Annotated in this window: 20 protein-coding genes; 17 read left to right on the plus strand and 3 right to left on the minus strand. The window is 39.8% G+C overall.

Translation table 11 applies throughout. The features are described from left to right. Window positions 1-315: 315 nt before the first annotated feature. The 11 genes from KDJ85_RS18725 to fbaA all read left to right on the plus strand — a co-directional run bounded on the left by KDJ85_RS18725 (window position 316) and on the right by fbaA (window position 14,113). Complete coding sequence (locus KDJ85_RS18725; protein ID WP_225820926.1) at window positions 316-636, plus strand: helix-turn-helix domain-containing protein; 321 nt, start codon at window positions 316-318, stop codon at window positions 634-636. A 125-nt stretch (window positions 637-761) separates the two neighbouring features. Then, window positions 762-1,367 (plus strand): common pilus major fimbrillin subunit EcpA, encoded by a 606-nt coding sequence (ecpA, locus tag KDJ85_RS18730; protein WP_225820927.1) that lies wholly within the window; start codon window positions 762-764, stop codon window positions 1,365-1,367. 91 nt (window positions 1,368-1,458) lie between these two features. Further along, a complete protein-coding gene (locus KDJ85_RS18735; protein WP_225820928.1) occupies window positions 1,459-2,142 on the plus strand; it encodes an EcpB family pilus assembly chaperone in 684 nt (227 codons plus the stop codon). A 19-nt stretch (window positions 2,143-2,161) separates the two neighbouring features. Beyond that, window positions 2,162-4,660, plus strand: a complete 2,499-nt coding sequence (locus tag KDJ85_RS18740; protein ID WP_225820929.1) for a TcfC E-set like domain-containing protein — start codon at window positions 2,162-2,164, stop codon at window positions 4,658-4,660. 7 nt (window positions 4,661-4,667) lie between these two features. Next, window positions 4,668-6,284 carry a fimbrial protein gene (locus tag KDJ85_RS18745; protein WP_225820930.1) on the plus strand — a complete coding sequence of 539 codons (1,617 nt, stop codon included), beginning with the start codon at window positions 4,668-4,670 and terminating at the stop codon, window positions 6,282-6,284. 31 nt (window positions 6,285-6,315) lie between these two features. Then, on the plus strand, window positions 6,316-7,002 hold the full coding sequence (locus KDJ85_RS18750) for a fimbria/pilus periplasmic chaperone (protein ID WP_455430676.1): 687 nt from the start codon (window positions 6,316-6,318) through the stop codon (window positions 7,000-7,002). Between the two features lie 224 nt (window positions 7,003-7,226). Beyond that, window positions 7,227-7,907: an iron-containing redox enzyme family protein gene (locus KDJ85_RS18755; protein ID WP_225820932.1), complete on the plus strand. Its 681-nt coding sequence runs from the start codon at window positions 7,227-7,229 to the stop codon at window positions 7,905-7,907. Window positions 7,908-8,392: 485 nt separating this feature from the next. Then, complete coding sequence (gene tkt, locus KDJ85_RS18760) at window positions 8,393-10,384, plus strand: transketolase (RefSeq protein ID WP_225820933.1); 1,992 nt, start codon at window positions 8,393-8,395, stop codon at window positions 10,382-10,384. Between the two features lie 316 nt (window positions 10,385-10,700). Next, window positions 10,701-11,720, plus strand: a complete 1,020-nt coding sequence (epd, locus tag KDJ85_RS18765) for an erythrose-4-phosphate dehydrogenase (protein WP_206084649.1) — start codon at window positions 10,701-10,703, stop codon at window positions 11,718-11,720. Window positions 11,721-11,813: 93 nt separating this feature from the next. Beyond that, window positions 11,814-12,977, plus strand: coding sequence for a phosphoglycerate kinase (pgk, locus tag KDJ85_RS18770; protein ID WP_206084650.1), 1,164 nt, complete (start codon window positions 11,814-11,816; stop codon window positions 12,975-12,977). A 59-nt stretch (window positions 12,978-13,036) separates the two neighbouring features. Next, window positions 13,037-14,113, plus strand: a complete 1,077-nt coding sequence (gene fbaA, locus KDJ85_RS18775; RefSeq protein WP_206084651.1) for a class II fructose-bisphosphate aldolase — start codon at window positions 13,037-13,039, stop codon at window positions 14,111-14,113. Window positions 14,114-14,174: 61 nt separating this feature from the next. Here the strand turns inward: fbaA and KDJ85_RS18780 are convergent, their stop codons facing one another. Then, complete coding sequence (locus KDJ85_RS18780) at window positions 14,175-15,047, minus strand: LysR family transcriptional regulator (protein ID WP_225820934.1); 873 nt, start codon at window positions 15,045-15,047, stop codon at window positions 14,175-14,177. Window positions 15,048-15,362: 315 nt separating this feature from the next. On the opposite strand from KDJ85_RS18780, the gene KDJ85_RS18785 reads away from it, so the two are divergent. Beyond that, window positions 15,363-16,547, plus strand: a complete 1,185-nt coding sequence (locus KDJ85_RS18785) for a sodium/glutamate symporter (RefSeq protein ID WP_225820960.1) — start codon at window positions 15,363-15,365, stop codon at window positions 16,545-16,547. A gap of 42 nt (window positions 16,548-16,589) precedes the next feature. Then, window positions 16,590-17,555, plus strand: a complete 966-nt coding sequence (locus KDJ85_RS18790) for an agmatinase (RefSeq protein WP_225820935.1) — start codon at window positions 16,590-16,592, stop codon at window positions 17,553-17,555. Between the two features lie 49 nt (window positions 17,556-17,604). Here the strand turns inward: KDJ85_RS18790 and KDJ85_RS18795 are convergent, their stop codons facing one another. Together KDJ85_RS18795 and KDJ85_RS18800 are read right to left on the minus strand one after the other, a co-directional pair. Then, window positions 17,605-17,973, minus strand: coding sequence for a nuclear transport factor 2 family protein (locus KDJ85_RS18795; protein WP_225820936.1), 369 nt, complete (start codon window positions 17,971-17,973; stop codon window positions 17,605-17,607). Between the two features lie 2 nt (window positions 17,974-17,975). Continuing rightward, on the minus strand, window positions 17,976-18,830 hold the full coding sequence (locus KDJ85_RS18800; RefSeq protein ID WP_225820937.1) for a LysR substrate-binding domain-containing protein: 855 nt from the start codon (window positions 18,828-18,830) through the stop codon (window positions 17,976-17,978). A gap of 84 nt (window positions 18,831-18,914) precedes the next feature. Between KDJ85_RS18800 and KDJ85_RS18805 the strand changes: the two genes are divergently transcribed. From KDJ85_RS18805 to KDJ85_RS18820, 4 genes are all read left to right on the plus strand, one after another. Next, a complete protein-coding gene (locus KDJ85_RS18805) occupies window positions 18,915-19,601 on the plus strand; it encodes an ankyrin repeat domain-containing protein (RefSeq protein ID WP_225820938.1) in 687 nt (228 codons plus the stop codon). After that, window positions 19,601-20,065 carry a nucleoside deaminase gene (locus KDJ85_RS18810; RefSeq protein ID WP_225820939.1) on the plus strand — a complete coding sequence of 155 codons (465 nt, stop codon included), beginning with the start codon at window positions 19,601-19,603 and terminating at the stop codon, window positions 20,063-20,065. The genes KDJ85_RS18805 and KDJ85_RS18810 overlap by 1 nt, the downstream gene beginning before the upstream one ends. Continuing rightward, window positions 20,065-21,246 carry a cyanate transporter gene (locus KDJ85_RS18815; RefSeq protein WP_225820940.1) on the plus strand — a complete coding sequence of 394 codons (1,182 nt, stop codon included), beginning with the start codon at window positions 20,065-20,067 and terminating at the stop codon, window positions 21,244-21,246. The genes KDJ85_RS18810 and KDJ85_RS18815 overlap by 1 nt, the downstream gene beginning before the upstream one ends. Before the next feature lie 96 nt (window positions 21,247-21,342). Then, window positions 21,343-22,212, plus strand: a complete 870-nt coding sequence (locus tag KDJ85_RS18820; RefSeq protein WP_225820941.1) for a helix-turn-helix transcriptional regulator — start codon at window positions 21,343-21,345, stop codon at window positions 22,210-22,212. Window positions 22,213-22,247: the final 35 nt, after the last annotated feature.

Raw genomic sequence — 22,247 nt, forward strand, 5'->3', positions numbered from 1 at the left:
AGATGTGTATAAGAGACAGCTATTAATCACATAGTTACTTATTAATTTAATACTCTGATTACGTGTTTTTTGTCGTTTTTAGATAGGGAAATGTTGCAGAAAAAATATTTTAATAGCTATTGGCTATTAGTTTTGTATTATTTGATAGCTTTAAACATTTTTACACGATTTTGTATCCATTTATATTATTAAGAACAAATTAGTTACGAATAATTAATTTTTGAATTATTTAATTAAGAATATAAATATATTAATAATTAGCTTTTATCTAGTTATACGCTTTATTTCACTGTTGGGAAAATTTTGGAAATGCTTATGGAATCAAATAAGTTAAGTTATTATGCTGGTTTTTTCTTGAGAAAATCGAGACGAGAAAAAAATCTAACGGGTAAGCAATTAGCAAAGTTAATGCATGTAAGTCAGCAGCAAATTTCTCGTTATGAAACAGGTAAAACACCGTTAACCTTAGATCAATTACATCAACTATTATCTCTGCTCGATAAAAGTTGGGTTGACCTTATTCTCTTTGTTCAAAATGAAAAAGAGAATGAGAATAATTTAAAAAACGAAGTAGAAGAAAAGGAAAGTTATTCATTAGGTCGATATTTAATGGATTTTGTCTCTAGCAAAGAATAATAATTATATTGCGTTAGTTAAAACTCAGTGGTCAGATTATATTTTATAAAAAACACAAGAAAGTGTTTTTTATACTATGTAATTTTCTGTTTGTTATATTTTGAATATTAATTAGAGAGAACAATATGTTTAATAAAAAAATGGCATCTGTATTATTATCTGGGATTATTGCTGCTTCTTTTGCTACTGTTGCAAATGCAGATACGCGTACTGCTCAAGCAACAGCAACATGGCAAGCAACTGCAATTAAAGACACAACAAGCATGTTAGTTGTTACTCCACTTAAAAGTTTGACTTTCAATTATGCTGAAGGACAAAAAAGCTTTAACCAGCAAAACGGTGCATTTGATATTGCTATCCAAGGCCAAGCAGATGCAACTGATTTTAAATTAACATCAAAAATTATTGCAAATACATTAGCAAGAACAACTGATGATTCTACATTAGAAGTTGGTGTTAAATGGAATGGTGCAGATTTAGACTCTACTGCTGATACAACTTTAATTGATGTCGCAAAAGGTATCACTTCGGGCTTAGATAACTTAGCAGCAAATGGTTCTTGGGATGTTTCAGATCGTTCTACAGACCGTGGTGAGTTTACTTTCGTTATTGCTAATGCGAAAGCAGCTGGTGTAGACGCAGAATTTAAAGATTTAGCTGATGGTGTTTGGGATGGTGATGTGAAAATTCAGTTTACAGCAAACTGGGAAGGTAGCTTCACTACTCCATAAGTTAGATCGTTAATTAAATAATAAATTTTATATTACGATAAAGAGAATATAAGGATGTTGATCTTTATCGTTTTCTATTTGAGCTTTTATAATGAATAAAATCACATTTACAGTTATTTTATTATCCATGTTACCGTTAAAAAATAGTTTTGCCGTTAACGTTGGTAATATTACGGAAATTATTTCTTCAGGTGAAGAAACCTTAGCAAAAGAAATTGAAAATACTGTTGATGCGGCAAGATTGGTTAACTTAAGTATTGAGAAGATAGACTCTCCACTTGAGGGTGGAAAGGTTATCCCTATTAACGATCCTAATGAAATACTGTCAACACCAGCGAACATTATACTTCCAGGCAAATCACGAGATATTTTTAAAATTATCTATCAAGGCCCGAAAGACGAACAGGAACGTTATTATAGGTTAAATTGGACAGATGATCCAATTAGTGAAAGTGGAATGACTAAAAGTACCAAATCAGCGTCTGCAACGACATCCGCAACAATAAGTACAATTTTAGTCGTAGCACCAAGGATTGAAAATTTTAAATATAATTATGATAAAAATAAAATAGCTAATTTAGGGAATAGCTCTTTTCGGGTTGTTGCATCAGGCCCTTGCTTAACCGAAAAGTTAAAATATGGCGCAGAAGGTATTTGTCGTGAGCGTTATTATCTCCTACCTAATTTAGCCGTTAACCTTCAGTTGGTTGATATAAATAATAAAAAAACAAGTATTGGTATTTGGCACAAAGGGGAGTTTATTGTTGTCAAATAATTAGGATTGGGTCTTAATTATGCGTAAAAGTGTTATCGCGTTATCAATAATGAGCTTTATTTTTTCAAGTACTCTTTCTGCTAAAGATATTAAGCGAATTAAAATTGGTGGGTATGTTATTCCTCCTGCTTTTGTTTTGGCTTTAGAGGAAGGAATGTCGGTGCCTGTATTTCTACGTTTAAAATCAGATGATGGGAAAAATCAGAGTGAAGATAAAATTGCAGATGCCATCATCATTATAGCTGAGGGGAGGATTAAACTTGCCAATATTCATTTTATCGACACAAATAAAGGCCCCAAAATACAACCTTTGCTAATTGAAAGTTTAGAACAAAAAAAAGATGTTTTCTTTAATGAGCTTAATAATATTGTCGTTGATAAAAATGCAGTGCTGCAATTGAATATTGCTTCGTTTAATTTATCTCTCGATGTTAATAAAGAAGCGATTGCCGCTAATGAAAAAGTCAGACAGTTTGCATTAGGTGATTCTTCTGTTGACACTTTTTCGACGGTTGCGAACTATGATCTCGGTATTTTTGAAAGTCAGGTAAAAAAAGGGAAAAATTCATCAAGCAGCTATTTTAACTTAGACACGTTATTTGCGATTGCAGAGCACCATATAAACGTGAATGCATCGGCATACAGTATTGGTAAATCGAACTCTGATATTGAGTTGTATCGGGCAATGTATGAGCGTGACTTTAATGGCCTACGTTTTGCCATCGGGTTAATGAGTACGTGGAACTTGCAGTCGATTGCGAGTTTAACAACCTTAAATCGCAGTAAAATATATGCGGCATCTATTGGAAATAATGCTTCAAGTGTGGTCGTCAATAAAAAATATTCCCTGACACCAATTTATGTCTTTTTAAATAGTCCAGGTGAAGTGCGAATTTATCGTGATGAAAAACTTTTAAATATCCAGAACTTCCCAATGGGAAGCTATGAAGTGGATACCAGCATTTTGCCCTTTGGTATTTATGACGTAATGATTGAAACGGTTGTTGATGGCAAGATTGTGACATCACAACGTCAAACAATTAATAAGTCATTTAGCTCAAGTGGTGCTGATTTTGACAAGTTTAGCTGGGAAGTTTATGGCGGATATATCGATTTTGATAAAAAACGTTATGTCAGAGGGAAACAAGCAGAACGCCAACCATTAGAAAAAAGTTATTTGTTGGGGGCGTCTGTTGCAAAAAATTTCCCAGTGTTGTCTGGGGTAAATTTTCAAATGTCGAACTACGGTTATGACAATTATTTAATTAATGAAAGCAGTATTAACCTTTCATTGAACCAATATGTCTCAATTTCTTGGCAAGGTATGGTGGAGAATCATGGGAGCTTTAGGAATATTGCGACAGTATCAACCAGTGTGCCAGACGGCTATGGTTCTATTTGGGCTTCGAAAGAAAAAGCGGTTATTAAAGGCGACCTGCCTATTTATGATTCAAATAGTGAATCTTATGGTGCGACGTTGAACCTTGATAAACTTGTTGACCGAGCTGGGTCATTTACTATTAGCAGTACAACAGATAAACGTATTGGCAGTGATTCAATTAACTATGAATATTCAAACACACTGTTTTCAGGACGCTATGGCACGATTGGATTAAGAACAGGTGTTCAACGTTACCATTATGATGATCAAAAAAGTCTGAATGAAAAATTTATCAGTCTTGATTTTTCATTACCTTTATCGACATGGTTAAGTACAGGTCTATCTTCAAGTAATGGCAATATAAAAGCCAATATTTACGCAAATAAACGTTTCGAAGATTCTGTTATTACCGATATCGGGGGATCCGTTTCTAAATTAGTGCGCGATAAAAATAATGGTGAATCAGATTTTTCCACCATGGGTTATGCCTCCTACGAAACGAAATATAACTCAGGGATGCTAACGGTTAATCGACCTGATAATCAAAGATTGAATGGTAACTTTACTTCTCGTGGTTCGTTAGCCTATAGCGATGGCACTGTTATGCCAAGTGGTCAACAGGGAAAATCGGGCGTCATAATTAACTCGGATATTTATGGGGCAGGGAGTATGACCGCACGAGTAAATGGGCAACGTTACCCGATTAGTGGAACAAATACGTTTATTCCGTTATCGCCTTATTCAGACTATGACATTCAATTAATGAATGATGAGAAGTCTAAAGACAGTTTTGACATTGTGTCTGGGCGAAATAAGTCTGTCACTTTATACCCTGGGAATATTGCTATCTATAAACCAGAAGTTAGGCAGTTAGTAACGGTATTTGGCCGTTTGAAATCGCCTAATGGTGAATTTATTAAATATGCGTCTATTCGTAATCATATTGGCCGTACGAAAACGGATCACAATGGTGAGTTTTCAATGGATGTTGATGTGCGATATCCCGTTATTTCTCTTTTACAAGAGGATGAGCAAACGATATGCGAAGCCGATTTAAATTTAGAAGGTGCTCGAGGCGCGTTATGGCTAGGTGATGTGACTTGCGACCCGCAGCGTACTGTCGCATTCAGGAAATGAGAATTTTATGATGATTAAACCGATTTCTTTTCTTTCCCTTGGTAGCATTATTTTCAGTATGTTATTTAGTTCAACGGCGGGTGCCGTTGCGCTGAGTAATTCCATTGTTTTTGTTGAGAATGGTGTGGATGATGAATATTTTGTCACACCGAGGTCGTTAGACCCCCGCTTTACTGGCGCAAATAAATTTTCTCGTTATTCAGCAAAAAACCAAGAAAGTTTAGGGTATATGGGCTACACCAATACTTCGATTCGAGCAAATCAGAATGTGGATATTTGGTTTGAAAACTCCCCTATTGATGGCCCATTTATCGGCAACCGTTGTATGCGTAATTATTGCAACCGAGATACAGGTTATTGGCCTGCACAATACGTTGGTCGAAATGGTGCATATAAAATTGTGCAGGACAATACATTGGGAGAAGGGGCATACGCGCGAGGTATTTTTAGCGAATCAACCTATCAATATTTTAGACAGATGGCTGTTGGGGCGGTTGAAACCTACAGTTATCGTGCATGCATGACCGACTTGGATTATGACCCAGCGAAAGGGGAAAGTTGCCAAAGTGTCGGCGGGCGAATTATTGCATCCCACGAATTTACGATCACAAAGTCCGCACATATTAAGCTCAGCTCTACAGGGGCAATGCAAGAAGTTTACATTGACAGTAATGGGAACCCAAGCTTAGGCCCAGGCGAACAATTTTGTCGAATTGGCGTTGTCGCTAATGTCAATGGCTTGATTTGCCAAGTTGTAAAACACGAGACATCAGGGGATGTTTTTGCCAATGTGATATTGAGTTTAAAAGTTAACTCAACGCTGATCCCATTTACGGTTGCGGGGGCATCAATAAAAATTGGGCCTGATGATGGCTCGAATATTTGGCGTAACTATAATTCAACATATGCCGCTAATACGTATTTTAAAAGTTCGAATCAGTATGTTTCTATCTTTTTTTCCAATACGTTTTTTAAGCAATTAGTCACCAATAATGTGGATTTTACCAATAGCCAAGACTTTTTTACCTTTTCGTTTACTAACCCTGCAGCGGCACCACAGTCAGGGTATTATGAATTTACGCCATCAAACCAGCTAGTGATAAAACCACGCGATTACAGTATCAGTATTGTGCCTGCGGATTATATTCCAAACCCGTCCAAGACAGGGAAGATTGGCCCAGAAGAGCCACCGATTGAGTTTAACTATATTGTCACGACCAGTGGACCTCGGCAGGCTGACTCTATTACCGCAAGAGTAGAAGGCCCAACGGTAAATGTGAATGGGCAAAACTTTTGTCTGTTCAGTTCAGACGATGATAAATTCCGTGTACCATTCTCGGCTTATTTATCATTTAAAAATGCTTCAGGCACAGAGGAATCTTATCGTTCAAGTTGTGATGGCACAGAAATATCGATGAATGACGCCTTATGGGCAGAAACGCCGTGGGATATCCCTAACCAAGATCTAGGCTCCTTCTATCGAACCTATTTAGATTTACGTTTTCCGATGAATGACTCTAATTCGTTGTTTACTTTGGATGGCATTGATTGGTTAGGAACGGTATCGGCCAGTGGAACCGTTGTTGTGAAAGCGATTTGGACGGGGCCAGATGTGCATCTATAAGCATGAATTTATGATGTTATTGAAAAATAGTATGAGAAGAATAAACACAAAAAAAAATTTCAGCTTTGTATTATTTTGTGTGATATTTTTATTTTTTGGTCAGGCGCATGCACTGTATTTGAGCTCAGATATTTCAGCACTTGAGCCGAATAAAAGTTTCTTTTCGAAGGCCTACATCAATGATACAAAAAAGGTGAATTTATATACATTTAGTGCCTATCAAATAGATAAACCAGATATTCAAGAACAGGGAAAGCGGATAGAAGATGGTGAAATTATTTTTACGCCATTAAAAAAAATCTTATTACCTGGCGAGCAAGAATATTTTAAAATTTTTTATCGAGGTAAAGAAGATAATCAAGAACGGTATTATAAAATTGTAATTAGTGAAACATCACTTGATGTCGAAAATGATCTCGCACAAAAACAACAATCGTTATTTTATCCAACAGTGAGTTTAGAAACTTATTTTGTTGTTAGACCCAAAAATAGTCATTTTCAATATGCTATGGATGATAATATTGGCGTATTAAGAAATACAGGGAATACTTATTTCAGGGTATTGGTTCACGAAAGCTGTGAGGTAAAAGCTGATGAACAGCCATTGGTTCTCAACCTGTTACCACAACAAGAGTTTCGCCATAATATTTTAAAGAAAAAAAGCCGTAAGTATATTGTTATATTTGATAAATACCATTCTATAGGCAACTGCGATTAGCCTGCTTAAAGTTTCATATTATATGATTAGCCAGTAATGCTTATTGTTACTGGTTTTTTTTTTATTCAGGTTACATATTGTTTTTTGATAATCGCTAACATATTTCATTTTAATGCATAGCATGCAAATTATGTGAAAATTAATTTTCATCTAATTATTGGGTTCTCATCGGAATTTAATATCGTTTACTTTTCTTTATCTGGTACTTCAGGAGAAAAATAATTATGGCATTAAATAGTGAGTTGAAAAATTATTTAGAATCGACGATTAATACTCTAAATTTATCTGAAACGCCTTATTTTAAAGCATTATGTGCAGGCGAGTTGTCTCAAGAGCAATTTGTAGAAACACAAAATGAGTTCGCGACAATGGTTTTTTTCTTTAGTCGCCCAATGGCCCAAATTATTGCAAATGTTCCTGATGCAATACCGCGTATTGCCATTGTCGAAAATCTTTGGGAAGAACATGGGCAAGGAATTAAAGAAAATGTTCATGGTAATACGATCTTAACATTAATCTCTCGTCTTGGTGGTGATACTGCCAAAATCAATATTCACCAGCCGCCATTAAATGCGCGTGTTTTTAACGAAACAATCCGTAGTGTTTCTTCGTTCTCAGATTACCGTTTTGCATCAGCGGTATATGCAGGTATTGAGCGTACATTTGTTGATGCGTCAACTCTCATTTATGAAGCAATCAAGAATCATGGCTGGCTTGAGGAGAGTCAAATTACTCATTATGGATTACATAAAGAAATTGATATTGAGCATGCTGAAGATTTTTTGAAAGTGGTTAATGAAAATTGGCTTGAACCAGAGGCTCAAGATTTAATTAAAGAGGGGATTAAATTTGGGAGTCATTTACTGACAAACGCGTATACAAGCTTCTATTACAGTTTATCGTAATCTGAGAACTATTTTCTGAAATTTTATTTTCAAATAAGGTGAGAATTATTTCACCTTATTTGTTATTCGAAGGGCGGGTTTTTACGTAAACTCAAACAAAAATATTCGGGCATTTTGAGGGGCTTTTTTGCTTAAAACTTTGTCAATTATCACTAATGTGGCAGCTAAATGTGCTAGATGCATAAATCACCTTGATCCCAGACAGTGAACTCAGGTTTAATAAGGTTAGTCACTTGCGCAAAAATGTAAGCCTTAAGGGATATTTTGCGCAATGGAATGGATTCAGCTTTGCGGCAGTTCAATTTATTAGCGATCTGCTGCCATGAACATAGCAAATATTGCGGTATGGGTAGAATTGGGTTACTTTCAATCGCGCTACATCGGTAAATTGACGTTTTTCGTTATAGCGAAATAAAAGTAGCACTATCCGTATTGCGTTGTAAAAATTGGTTTAAGTACGTTTTTATCCTACCTGGAGTATACTGATGACGACTCGTAAAACCCTTGCTAATGCTATCCGCTTTCTAAGTATGGATGCGGTTCAAAAAGCAAAATCAGGGCATCCTGGCGCGCCAATGGGCATGGCTGATATTGCTGAAGTACTGTGGCGTGACCATATGAATCATAACCCAGCAAACCCACACTGGGCGGATCGTGACCGTTTTGTGCTGTCAAACGGCCATGGTTCAATGCTGATTTATAGCTTGCTGCATCTCACTGGTTATGACTTATCTATCGAAGAGTTAAAAAACTTCCGCCAATTACACTCTAAAACACCGGGCCACCCAGAATATGGCTATACTCCAGGTGTTGAAACAACAACGGGTCCTTTAGGCCAAGGTATTGCAAACGCAGTCGGCTTTGCGATTGCAGAGCGCACATTAGCGGCGCAATTCAACCGTCCTGGCCATGATGTTGTTGATCACCACACTTATGTCTTCATGGGTGATGGTTGTATGATGGAAGGTATCTCGCACGAAGCATGTTCTTTAGCGGGTACACTGAAATTAAATAAACTGATCGCATTCTATGATGACAACGGCATCTCTATTGATGGTGAAGTTGAAGGTTGGTTTACTGATGATACCGCTGCGCGCTTTGAGTCTTATGGCTGGCATGTTATTCGTGACATCGATGGTCACGATGCATCGCAAATCAATGCTGCTGTCAATGAAGCGAAAAAAGCAGATAAACCAACGCTGATTATGTGCAAAACCATCATTGGTTTTGGTTCACCAAATAAAGCAGGTTCTGAATCTGTTCACGGTGCGCCATTAGGTGATGCTGAAATTGCAGCAACACGTGAAGCACTGGGCTGGAAATTCGGACCTTTCGAAATTCCACAAGATATCTATGACGCTTGGGATGCACGTAAAGCAGGCGAAGCGAAACAAAAAGCGTGGGATGAGAAATTTGCAGCTTATGCGGCTAACTTCCCTGAATTAGCGGCTGAATTTACCCGTCGTATGAACGGTGAATTACCTGCAAACTTTGATGCAGAAGCGAAAAAATTCGTTGAAACACTGCAACAAAACCCTGCCAACATTGCTAGCCGTAAAGCATCACAAAATGCATTGGAAGCTTTCGGTAAAGTATTACCTGAGTTTATGGGTGGTTCTGCTGACTTAGCACCAAGTAACTTAACCATGTGGTCAGGCTCTAAAGCCCTGAATGTAGACCCAGCGGGTAACTACATTCATTATGGCGTACGTGAATTTGGTATGTCTGCCATCATGAATGGTATTGCATTACACGGCGGTTTCATTCCTTACGGTGCAACCTTCCTGATGTTCGTCGAATATGCGCGTAATGCTGTGCGTATGGCTGCGCTGATGAAAGTTCGTAGCATCTTTGTTTACACTCACGACTCTATCGGTCTGGGTGAAGATGGCCCAACTCACCAACCTGTTGAGCAGCTGGCAAGCCTGCGTGTAACACCAAACGTCAGCACATGGCGTCCGTGCGACCAAGTTGAGTCTGCGGTTGCATGGAAATATGCAGTTGAGCGTAAAGATGGCCCAAGCGCACTGATTTTCTCTCGTCAGAACTTAGAGCAGCAACCTCGCACCGCTGAGCAATTAGCGAATATCGAGAAAGGGGCTTATATTCTGAAAGATTGTGCAGGTACGCCTGAGCTTATCTTCATTGCGACGGGTTCTGAAGTTGAATTAGCCGTTAAAGCTGCAGACCAACTCACCTCCGAAGGCCGCAAAGTTCGCGTTGTTTCAATGCCATCTACGGATGCATTTGATAAACAAGATGCTGCGTACCGTGAAGCTGTTTTACCTGCAAATGTTAGCGCTCGTGTGGCTATCGAAGCGGGTATTGCAGACTACTGGTTCAAATACACGGGCTTAAACGGTGCTATCATCGGTATGCATACCTTTGGTGAATCTGCGCCAGCCGAAGAACTGTACAAAGAGTTCGGCATTACTGTGGAAAAAGCAGTTGAAGCTGCGAAATCTCTTCTGAAATAAGTCAGTTAATGATGGGGTATTCATGCGCTGAATGCCCTGTATAAGCTTATTTTGCTGAACAACGCCTAGCAAATCGTTAGGCGTTGTTTTTTTGTGCACCAATCGATGATTTCCTATTGCGTTCTGTGACTTTATCCCTTAATCTAATTCCAGATTAGCTGAACCGTTTCAGTGGTGTGGGGTTCAATGAAAAAATATTTTAAAAGTGTCGGTTACAGCACACTTTTGATGTTTAACAGCTAAAATGAGCAGTAGAGTGAGTGCGAGTCAGTTATCCTTAGCAACCGTGTGATTTTGCTCATATACAAGGTGTGGAATGGCAATCAGGGTGGCAATAAATGGCTTTGGTCGAATTGGTCGAAGCGTTTTAAGAGCGTTATATGAATCGAGCCGTCGGGCAGAGATTGTCGTTGTTGCAATTAACGAACTTGCTGAACCAGAAGGCATCGCGCATTTGCTGAAGTATGATTCCAGCCATGGGCGTTTTGCGTGGGATGTGAGACTTAATGGTTCACTTTTGCAAGTCGGCGATGACAATATCCGCTTATTTCACCAAACCGATATCCGTGATTTGCCGTGGAAAGAACTCGGTATTGATATTGTCCTTGATTGCAGTGGGGCATATGGCTCCCGTGATGATGGCTTAATGCACATCGCGGCAGGCGCTAAAAAAGTGCTATTCTCTCACCCAGGTACTGATGACCTTGATGCCACTGTTGTCTATGGCGTTAACCACGAAAGCTTAACGGCTTCAGACAATATCGTGTCAAACGCATCTTGCACCACGAACTGCATTATCCCGATTATTAAATTGCTTGATGAGGCATTTACGATTGAGTCAGGAACCGTTACGACGATCCACGCATCAATGAATGACCAACCCGTTATCGATGCCTATCATAAAGATTTACGAAGAACGCGCGCTGCCAGCCAATCTATTATTCCAGTTGATACGAAATTAGCTGCGGGGATTACGCGAATTTTTCCGAAGTTCAAAGATCATTTTGAAGCCATCTCTGTCCGTGTACCGACAACCAATGTGACAGCAATTGATTTGAGTGTTACCGTACATGACGATGTCTGTGTTGAAAAAGTGAACCAACTACTGCGAAGCGCCGCACAGGGGCATTTTCGTGGTATAGTGGACTACACAGAACTACCGTTAGTCTCGATGGATTTTAATCATGATCCACACAGTGCTATTATCGATGGTACGCAAACGCGAGTTAGCGGAAAGCATTTAATAAAAACCCTCGTTTGGTGTGATAACGAATGGGGGTTTGCTAACCGGATGCTAGATACAACGCTAGCGATGGCAGCAACAGGTTTAAACTAATTGGCTACTGACAGACAGCAGGGCATGATAACCTTTTCGCCTCTGCCCAGTAGTTGATGGAAACTTTATAGAGAATCAACAAGAGGATTCACCATGTCTGTAATTAAGATGACCGATTTAGACTTAGCGGGTAAACGCGTTTTTATTCGTTCTGACTTAAACGTTCCTGTCAAAGATGGCAAAGTTACTTCTGATGCACGTATCCGTGCTTCATTACCAACAATCGAAGCTGCTCTGAAGCAAGGCGCTAAAGTCATGGTCACTTCTCACCTCGGTCGCCCGACTGAAGGCGAGTACAACGAAGAGTTTTCACTGCAACCTGTTGTTGACTATCTGGCAGATAAAATCGATTACCCTGTTCGTTTAGTCAAAGACTATTTAAATGGCATTGATATTGCCGCTGGTGAGTTAGTCGTTCTGGAAAACGTTCGCTTTAATAAAGGCGAGAAAAAAGACGACGAAACACTGTCAAAACAATATGCTGCATTATGTGATGTGTATGTGATGGATGCATTTGGTACGGCTCACCGTGCTCAAGCGTCAACTCATGGCGTGGCAAAATTCTCACCCGTTGCATGTGCAGGTCCATTGTTAAGCAATGAGTTAGAAGCATTAGGTAAAGCACTGGGTAACCCAGCGCGCCCAATGGTGGCGATTGTGGGAGGTTCTAAGGTCTCCACAAAACTGACTGTGTTAGATTCACTGTCTAAAATCGCTGACCAACTGATTGTGGGTGGCGGTATTGCAAATACCTTTATCGCAGCAGAAGGCAACAATGTGGGTCGTTCATTATATGAAGATGACTTAATTCCTGAAGCGAAAAAATTACTGGCTAATTGCCAAATTCCAGTACCGACAGATGTTCGTGTTGCCACTGAGTTCTCTGAAACCGCAGAAGCGACACTGAAATCAAGTACTGAAATCAAAGACGACGAGCAAATTCTGGACTTAGGCGATGAATCAGCGCAGCGTTTGGCTGAAATCCTGAAAAATGCCAAAACCATTCTGTGGAATGGCCCAGTTGGTGTATTTGAATTCCCTAACTTCCGTAAAGGAACTGAAATCGTTGCAAAAGCCATCGCAGACAGCGATGCATTCTCCATCGCGGGTGGTGGTGATACATTAGCGGCTATCGATTTATTCGGTATCGCAGACAAAATTTCATATATCTCTACGGGTGGCGGTGCTTTCCTTGAGTTCGTTGAAGGTAAAAAGCTCCCTGCCGTTGTGATGCTAGAAGAACGTGCTAAAGCGTAATTAATTGTTCATACACAACAGGCAGCGTAGGCTGCCTGTTTACCACAGGACCTTTTCACATGTCTAAAATTTTTGATTTTGTTAAACCGGGTGTTATCACGGGTGATGATGTACAGAAAGTTTTCGCAGTTGCCAAAGAAAATAACTTTGCATTGCCAGCGGTGAACTGTGTTGGTACGGATTCAATTAACGCCGTACTCGAAGCGGCCGCGAAAGTGCGTGCGCCTGTTATTGTTCAGTTTTCAAACGGCGGTGCAGCATTTATCGCAGGTAAAGGTTTGAAAGCAGAAGGCCAACAAGCAGCGGTTTTAGGCGCGATCTCTGGTGCTTATCATGTGCATCAAATGGCTGAACACTATGGTGTGCCAGTTATTCTGCATACTGACCATTGTGCAAAAAAATTACTGCCATGGATCGACGGCTTGTTAGATGCAGGTGAAAAGCACTATGCGAAAACAGGTAAACCACTGTTCTCTTCTCACATGATTGACCTGTCAGAAGAAACGCTGGAAGAAAACATCGAAATCTGTGCTAAATACTTAGCGCGTATGGCTAAAATCGATATGACGTTGGAAATCGAATTAGGCTGTACGGGTGGTGAAGAAGATGGTGTTGATAACACAGGTATGGACAGCTCTGAACTGTATACTCAACCAGAAGACGTTGCATACGCATACGAGAAACTTAATGCAGTAAGCCCACGTTTCACTATCGCAGCATCTTTCGGTAACGTTCACGGTGTTTATAAGCCAGGTAACGTTCAATTAACGCCAAAAATTCTGCGTAACTCACAAGACTACGTTTCAGAAAAATATAACCTGCCACACAACAGCTTAGACTTCGTATTCCACGGTGGTTCTGGCTCAAGTGCTGCTGAAATCAAAGAAGCAGTTAGCTACGGTGTTATCAAAATGAACATCGATACTGATACTCAGTGGGCAACTTGGGATGGTATTTTACAGTACTACAAAAAGAACGAAGGCTATCTGCAAGGTCAGTTAGGCAACCCAGAAGGTGCAGATAAACCTAACAAAAAATACTACGACCCGCGTGTATGGCTGCGTAAAGCACAAGATTCAATGGTTGTTCGTTTAGAACAAGCTTTCAAAGAACTGAACTGTGTTGATGTTCTGTAATTAATACAGACTTAGTTTTGAATTGAAAATCCCCCAGTAAGGTGACTTGCTGGGGGATTTTTTATGGTTTTTCACTGGCCTGTGAAAGTAATTTTAAAAATAATGCTTCACTTTGTGCTAATGGTTTACTTGATTCTGTTATCGCACAAATACGGTTTTGGAAAACAGGGGAATTAGCTACTTCAACGAGGGCATGACGTGCATTAATATGAGAGGCATAGTTTTCTGGCAAAATTCCAACATAGTGTCCAGAAGCGATAAATGCTGCAACAGCTTCTAAACCTGCTGCATCAGGGCCCTTATTAAATTCTCCAGAAGCTAGAACACTTTCAGTGAACGGATGTGGGCGATAAACCAGTGCTAAATTATACTTATTTTTAGCACTACTTTCTGAAGTATACAATTTATGCTTTTCAATAAATAAAAATTGATAGTTGAAGCGGCTATTTTCATGAAATTGGCCACGGATACCAATTTGAATTGTCCGATCACTCAAAGCTCGATTTAATTGATTATGATTGAGCACAATGAGTTCTAGCTTTACATGTGGTGCAGCTTCAGTGAATTTAGCAATAGCAGAAGAAAGATGACATTGTGGGTTGGTCAGTATATGTTCAACAACACCAATAACCAGCACGCCTGATAAGATCCCTTGTAGTTCATCGACTTCTGTTTTTATATTATCGAGTGCTTTAAGTGCAGTGTTGGCTTTTTTAATAACTAATAGCCCTGATTCTGTCAGCTTAAAGCCAGATGGCCCTCGTTCACAAAGTTGAACACTCAGTTTTTCTTCGATTTCACGTATATGCCGACTGATGGATGCTTTGGACATATTGAGTTTTTTTTCAGCAATCGAAAAACCGCCAGCTTCGGCAACAGAAATAAAAACACGTAATGATTTTAAATCTTTTTCTGTAAGTTTTTTATTATGCATATTTTTACCTATTTCGTGAATTCAATCACTTATTGCTAATTTATCTCAATTTTTAGCTAGATACAAATAGCCTAAATCTACTATTTTATTTTAATGATTAAAATTGTTTTTATTAATTTTAAAAGGTTTCATTTTATGAAACCAAGGGGTCAAAAATATCACTTTTATTATTAAAAAACATGTATATCTTAAAGTTGTAGTTGTTAATAAATTATTACTAAGGTGGCGCCAAAATAATAATTAATCCAAATATATATAAATACAAAAGGATTCTAATTTATGGTCACAGATGAAATGTTAACAATAAATTTAGATATGATTACATTTACAGCATTAGGTGCTTTATTATTAATTGTGAGCAATGTAATTATAAAGAAGTTTCCATTTTTTATGAAATATTCAATACCTAGCCCTGTTATTGGTGGGTTTTTATTTTCCATTATTATGTGGTTAGCGTATCAATTTAATATTGTAGAATTAGGCTTTGATAATACATTATATGATTTAGCTATGTATGTGTTTTTTGTCACTATCGGACTCATGACGGGTGTCAAATTATTAGTCAGTGGTGGGAAAATATTACTTATTTATATGGTTATTTGCTGGGGGCTAGCATTTGCCCAAAACGGTGTCAGCATTGGGTTATCCTACATATTAGATATAGAACCTTTGGTTGCAATGATGGCTGGGCAAGCCTCAATGCAGGGAGGGCACGGGATGGCCGCTTCATTAGCACCACTTGTTGAGTCATTTGGCTATGATCAAGCGCTTAATGTTGGGTTGGCTGCATCAACATTTGGCTTAATTGCTGGTTCGATATTAGGTGGGCCAGTTGGTAATTGGCTAATCCAAAAAAATAAATTGAAAATTGAAACAGACCATGTTGATTTAGATAATTTAGCTGAAGTTGATGCCGAGGAAGATAAAATTAGCGCACAGAAATGTATTGTCGCAGGTGCTGCTATTTTAACTATTCTTGCAATAGGGATGCCAACGGCTAAATGGATAAGTGAAATTACAGGGTTTACAATACCAGGGCATATTTTTAGTTTATTTGTAGGTGTTGTTTTTCATTCAATTAATGAAAGAAAGCCAATTATAAAAATATCAAGAAATACGGTGGCATTAATATCGACGATCGCATTAGAAATGTTTTTAGTGATGGCGATGATGAAATTGAAACTATGGGAGCTTTATGAGCTAGCTCTGCCATTAACGATCATATTAATATCTCAGGTTATTGCTACCATTCTTGTTGCTGTATTTATCGTGTATCGTGCATTGGGTAAAAATTATGATGCGGCAGTGATGTCTGCTGGTTTTATTGGTCATGGATTAGGTGCAACGCCAAATGGCTTAGTTGTTATGGATGCTATCTGTAATAAATATGGTCTATTTTCAAGGAAAGCATTCATTATTATTCCTATTGCAGGAACGGTATTAACTGACATTGTCGGTGTCCCTCTATTTGTATTTTTAGCCAATACATTTGGCGGCTAATAAAAATAAAGAATAAATTTAAAGTTTAATAAGGAAAAGTAGATGAAAAAATTAACGACAGCGCCACATGTTGGTCATAAAACATTTTTATATTCTGAACTTGCGACCGATTTAAATAATATCGAAGCTGATATTGCGATACTTGGAATGCCATTTAGCTCTGCCTATAGCGCCCATGCTTTTACAAATGATCAATCGAGAGCACCGCAGTATTTACGTGATATGAGTGACAGAATTGTTCGGCATCCAGATCATTATGACTTTGATATTGATGGCCCGCTATTGCAGGGACGTAAAGATATTAAATTCGTTGATTGCGGTGATGTTATCCCTGATTTATCTCAACCACTGGGTGAACATCATGAAAGAGCCGCTGAAGCAATCAGGCAATTATTAAGGGCGAATGCGTTGCCGATTATTTTAGGTGGTGACCACGGTATAACTACGCCGATTTTACAGGGATTTGATGAAGTTGGCCCAGTCACCTTAGTTCATATTGATGCTCATTTAGATTGGCGTGAAGAAGTTAATGGTGTAAATACAGGTTTGTCTAGTCCAATTCGTCGTGCATCGGAAATGAAACATATCGGTGAAATTTTTCAGATAGGTTTACGTGCTCAAGGGAGTGGACGTCCCGCAGATTATCAAGCAGCTAAAGATCATGGTGCTCATGTTATTCCTGCCTATGAACTGCATGAAGTAGGAATACAGGCAATTTTAGACCGTATCCCAGATAACTCAAATTACTATATCAGTATTGATGCAGATGGTATCGACCCAAGCATTATGCCAGGTGTAGATGGCCCTGCACCAGGTGGAGTAACTTACTTACAAGCGCGTAGCTTAATTCACGGTTTAGTGAAAAAAGGCCGGGTTGTGGGTATGGATATCGTTGAAATCACGCCAGCAAAAGATATCCCCTCTAAACTAACAGGCGTTACTGCTGGGCGCTTTGTGGTGAATTTAATAGGGGCATCTATTCGAGCAGGGTATTTCGATAAAAAATAACGAAGTTAAATGAATGCTGACTAACAGTAAAGTGGGGGGATTTCCCACTTTACTGATTATCTGTTGGCGTTCCCTGATGAAACCTCAGTTGCCATTGATTTACTGAATTCTTTAACCATATTGATGAACGATTGGTTTGCCTTATTTTTTCCCCTTGCTGTAATTCATAACTCATATAAGTCATCAATACTGTGTACTCACTCAATAATGTGCAGTGATAGCCTTCTGAATAAATCGTTTTTGGGGCTTCATCAATCAAAGAGGCTAAAGTATCGGGTTTATCTGTTGTGCCCCCAGAACGGCCAAATTCAAAAAAATCAAGGTGTAGGATATCTTGAAGAAAATCGATATTTTGTCGATTAGCGGAAAAATGCAGTTTTTTTTCTAACTCAATCAGGGTATTAAATAAGGTTTCCACAATTAGCGTTGCTCCAGTTGTTGTGCTAACTTTTCAGCAAGTTCCGTGAGGGTATCTGAGGCATTGCGATGAAAGTGCATCGCAATTTCTATTTCTTGAGCAGCAGGGAAACCTTCCTCTTCTGTTAAAATGCGGTGCTGTGGCAACTTAGCTCGCAGGGGCAGTAAACTGATCCCTAAGCCATCCGTAATGGCGCTTTGAATGCCAGCCAGGCTTGAACAAGTATAAGTGATGTGCCAAGGGCGTTGCTCGTTATCTAATAACTTAAACATATCATTGCGATATAAGCCATTTTCAGGGAAAACGATAAGCGGGACAGAATCATTATTGAGTAATTGACGTTGATTGCTTGTTAACCAGCATAATGGTTCAGGCCAGCAGTAATCACTTTTAAATTCCCCTTTTTTCTGTTTAACGATGATTAAGTCTAATTCCCCATGTTGATAGCGCTGATGGAGCTGGCGGCTTAAACCGCTCGTGACTTCTAAGCGCACATTGGGGTTTTCTTGCATAAAGGCGGCAAGGGTAGGGGTAACTTGCCCTGATGCCAGATCTTCAGGAAAACCAAGACGAAGCGTGTGGATCACCGCACTGCCCGTGATCTTCATAAAAAATGTGTCGTTTAATGCTAAGATTTTTTTCGCATAGCTAAGCAGGATTTCACCCGTTTCGGTCAACGTTAAGATACGGTGGCCTCGAACAAACAATGGATACCCCACTAGAGTTTCTAAGCGTTGAATTTGCTGACTCAATGTAGATTGCGTTGAATTTAAATGCTGTGAAGCCACAGTGAAATTCCCTGTTTCAGCAACGACGACAAAGGTGTTCAACAGGACTAAATTGAGCAACGGATTCATTTATTTAATACCTATCATTTGGTTATTTAATTTCTAAATAGCATACTTTTTGAGTAGATTAAATAGATGAGAAGGAGATAAATCATGAAAACAACATTGTTACGTGTTAAGTGGTTGGTTTATTTACTGGGTATTCTTTCAATTTCATTGATATTTATGGTGAAAGGAATGGCAACATCACAATCTAATACGCTGGTTAGCGCGGCTGAGCAAGGCAATTTATACCAAGTTCAAACGCTAATTGAGCAAGGAGCTAACATCGAACAACGGGATTTGCGCCAACGTACCCCATTAATGGCCGCTACTCATGAAAACCGTGTGGATGTGGCGCGCTACTTAATTGAGCACGGCGCAGATGTGAATGCGAAGGATAATATGCAAGATTCACCGTACCTCTATGCAGGGGCGCGTGGGCTGCAAGATATTTTATTATTAACCCTGAAAAATGGGGCTGATTTAAACAGTACCAACCGTTATGGCGGTACGGCGTTGATCCCTGCGTCAGAACGTGGCCATATCGACACGGTCAAAACCTTGATTGATGCGGGTGTGGACGTAAACCATATTAATCGCCTCGGGTGGACGGCATTGATTGAAGCGATTATTTTGGGGGATGGTAGCGACAAATATGCGCAGATTGTCACGCTGTTGATTGATGGCGGCGCTGATGTGAACTTGGCGGATGGCTCAGGGATTTCGCCTTTAACATTAGCAAAAAGTAAAGGTTACCGTAACTTGATTGAAATTCTTGAAAAAGCGGGAGCGAAATAATGTCGGATAGGCAATTTTTACAGCAGGCGGTTTTGCTTGCTGAAGAAAATGTACAGGCGGGCGGTCGCCCATTTGGTGCTGTTGTTGTTAGAGAAGGTCAAGTAGTGGCAACAGGGGTAAATCAAATGCTTGAATTACACGACCCCACTGCGCACGCGGAATTAATGGCATTACGCCGAGCGGGGAAGGCATTGAACCGCGTTAAACTGGATGATTGTATTGTCTACGCCAGTGGGCAACCCTGCCCAATGTGCCTTGCAGCAATGCGCATGGCAGGGGTTTCTCGTGTGGTATATGGTTATTCAAACCAAGATGCAGAGCCCTTTGGCTTATCAACCGCGGAAATTGCTAAGGCGTTACGTGTGGCACCTGAGCAACAATTGGGTTTTAAATTTGAGCAATTAAGGCCAAATGATGCACCGCGCTCAGCGCTGTACCAAATGTGGTGGGAACAGCAAAAATAATGGGTAAAACAGGGTCGAATTCTCTCGCGTTAGTGGTCACTATTGTATTAGTTGGGCTGAATTTACGGCCCTTTATGACAGGCCCCGGCCCTGTCGTCGACAATATTATTCACACTACAGGAATGAGCTACCAAAGCATTTCGCTCCTGACGTTATTGCCCATGTTATTGATGGGGATTGGTGCATTGGTTGTCCCCGCATTAAACCAACGAATAGGCGAGCGAAGCGGAATTGCTTTGGCGATGTTATTGCTATTTTTTGGCTCTTTTTTCCGCAATTTTGCCGAAAATGGTCACATATTATTGTTTACAGCATTTTTGTGTGGTGCCGGCGCCGCTTATATTCAAGCGGTTTTTCCTGGTTTTATTAAAGCGCATTTTCCACAAAAAATGGCCATGATGACGGGGCTCTATTCTGCAACGTTAATGGCGGGCGGCGCGATAGGCGCACAGTTAACCCCTATTTTAGAAAGTGTAACAGGCCATTGGCAAAGAGCTTTGGCATGGTTAGCCCTCCCTGCGTTGATCGCGTTAATTGCTATCCTACTAAATATTCGCACGATGAATAAAACTAGCGTTGGTCACGTTTCCGTATTCGCGTTCTTTAAAAAGCCACGGGCTTGGTTATTGATGGCGGGGTTTGGGTTGATCAATGCAGGTTATGGAACAGTGGTAACGTGGTTAGCGCCTTTTTTCCAAGAACAGGGAATGAGTGCTGCACAAAGTGGCTCTTTTGTTGCCATGCTGACGGTGTTTCAGGCCTTATCAGCGCTGATGATCCCTGTACTCGCTTCTCACAATATCGATCGTCGTTTCTGGCTTATTGCGACGTTAAGTTGCCAAGCCATCGGGTTTATTGGGTTAATGCTGTTTGCCCGTGATGTGCCTTTCTTATGGATAGCATTATTAGGTGTTGGGTTAGGTGGCTGTTTTGCACTTAGCATTATTACGGCACTGGATCATATTCCCCACCCGATGAGTGCGGGAGCATTGACGGCATTAATGCAAGCGGGCGGGTTTATTATCGCGGCATTTGGCCCACTACTCGCGGCATGGTTACACCAGTTAAGCCAAAGTTTCACTTGGGTGTGGGGGATGCATGTTATTTTTGTTGTCGTGACATTGCTGCTTTATTTGCGTTTAAACCCGAAAGGATATAGCCAAATCTTCGCTTTAAAATAAAAACTCCCCTTTATTTTATTGCGAATGATAATTATTGTTATTTTGGTGTTTTTTTGCCAAGATAGCGGCATATTTGTTCATTTCACAAGAGCTATTATGTCGCAACACATCGAAAAAGCCTTCACTCAAGCACACTCAACACATGAAGAGCACTGTGTCGGGGAGTTTATTCGGGTTCGCCGAGGGGAGTTTTCCATTAACCGTGACTTAGGAATTGAGGAAGAACAGAGTGCAGGGTTAAAGATTGTGGCTATTCACCAAGGTATGATGGCATGCCATAGTAGTGCAGGGCAACGGGTTGATGTGAACTCGCCGTCACTGATTTTATCTAGCAGCGCAAACAGCTACCAGCTGAATAACCAGTTTTATAGTCAGCAGCCCATGAAATACACTATAATTGATATTTCGCCTCAATGGCTAGAGTTGCAACAACTCAAATTACCGGCATCTTGCTATCACCCCCACAAACCCCAACTATTGCGCTTGGCTATACCGCCCAATGTGTTGGCGATGACGCATCAACTCTTTAGCCAGCCGATCCACTCCGCTGTTCGCCAACTTTATTTAGGGGCAAAAGTTGCCGAAATTACGGCATTGTGTTTGCATCATTCATTATCTCATCAAGAAAGCCACTCGTTGACCACACTGCGACAGAGAGACATTGATAATTTGTATGCAGCAAAAGAGATATTGATTCAGGAAATGGAATCTCCGCCAAGTTTAGATGAGTTAGCCAAAAGATTGGGGCTAAATACCCGTAAATTAACGCAAGGGTTCCGCCAGTTATTTGGCAATAGCATTTATGGTTGGTTACAGGAATATCGGTTAGAAACTGCATTCCAATTACTGAGTTTAAATGATGCCAATATTTCAACGGTAGCCTACCAAGTTGGTTATACCCCTGCTCATTTCTCCGTCGCATTTCGTAAACGTTTTGGCATTTCCCCTAATCAATTGAAAAAATAAAATCAGTTCACCGGATAACTATAGACAAATTCCGG

This window comes from Providencia vermicola, from assembly GCF_020381325.1.
GTDB classification, from domain to species: domain Bacteria; phylum Pseudomonadota; class Gammaproteobacteria; order Enterobacterales; family Enterobacteriaceae; genus Providencia; species Providencia vermicola.